Raw genomic sequence first — 1,146 nt, forward strand, 5'->3', positions numbered from 1 at the left:
TCAGATGGTTGATAGATCGACTCCGTAGTTGAGTTCCTCTGCGAAGTCCGGCAGTCCGTAACCGATGGTTTTCTTGTAGAAAGGAGAGACCTTCGCAGTCGGTGCCTTCTTCTTGTGCTTCGTGGTGTAGAGCATTCGTGCCCGCATCACCTCGAAGGAGTAACCGCGCCCTTCACGGTTCTTGTCCTTGGCCAGTCGGTTGATGGACTCCGTGTAAGCGTTGGTGACGGGCATGTCCGTCTCGAAGTAGGTCATGGTCTCTTCGCGCCAGTTTCCCACTGCCCTGACCAGATCGCTCCAGACTTCCTTTTGGCCCTTCGGGATGGTGGCTATCCACTCGTCCAGGGCGGCTTCTGCCTGGAGCCGTGTGGTGGCGTCCCAGATGCCGTAGAAGCGCTCCTTGTGCTCGTAGGCGGCCAGCAGTTGCGGGAACGCGCCTGTCCAGGTCTCCATGATGAGGCGCTCCCGGTCTGAGACTTCGTGAGCGCGTTTCAGCAGGATTTTCCGGTCTCCCTTGAGAGTCCGGCTCTGGGACGGTTTCAGCTCCTTTCTGAGGCCCTTGCGCACTCTCTCTAGGGCATCGTTGGCCATGCGCACCACATGGAACTTATCGACCACGATACGGGCCTGGGGCAGCACAGCCTTGACCGCTGCCCGGTAGGGGTTCCACATGTCCATGCTGACGATCTCGACCTTCTGCCGGTCTTTCAGCTTCATCAGGTAGTTGGTCACCACGTCCTGGCGGCGGGTGGCCAGCAGGTCGAGCAGGGTTCGCTCCTCAATGTTGGTCAGAATGCAGCGGTAGCGCTTGTTCAGGTATAGCTCGTCAATGCCCAGGATGCGGGGCGTCTCGAAGCGGTGCCAGCGCCCCAGGAACTCGGCGCGGGCGTTGAAGATGTCGCGCACCGTCTTCTCGTCCAGGCCGGTCTGTGCCGCCACAAAGGTGTAGGGGTGGTTGAAGGATTCCTTCTCCACGTACTCATGCAGCCGCAGTGTCATACGGAATCCGTCCACCATCTCCGGTAGCTGGGGCCTGAATGTTGTCTTGCAGGCCCGGCAGGTGTATCGGCGGCGGACCACCCAGAGAGTGACCCGCTTGCCGTGGATGGGCAGATCACGATAGGGAACGTCACGCTTGCCGAACCG

Annotated in this window: 1 protein-coding gene; it reads right to left on the reverse strand. The window is 60.1% G+C overall.

Features of this window, described 5'->3' with window-relative positions; all coding sequences use genetic code 11:
• The coding region (locus tag EF096_RS20160) for an ISL3-like element ISPpu12 family transposase (RefSeq protein WP_052150491.1) at positions 1-1,146 on the reverse strand (1,146 nt) is incomplete at its 5' end.

The organism is Pseudomonas neustonica, from assembly GCF_003797945.1.
GTDB lineage: Bacteria > Pseudomonadota > Gammaproteobacteria > Pseudomonadales > Pseudomonadaceae > Halopseudomonas > Halopseudomonas neustonica.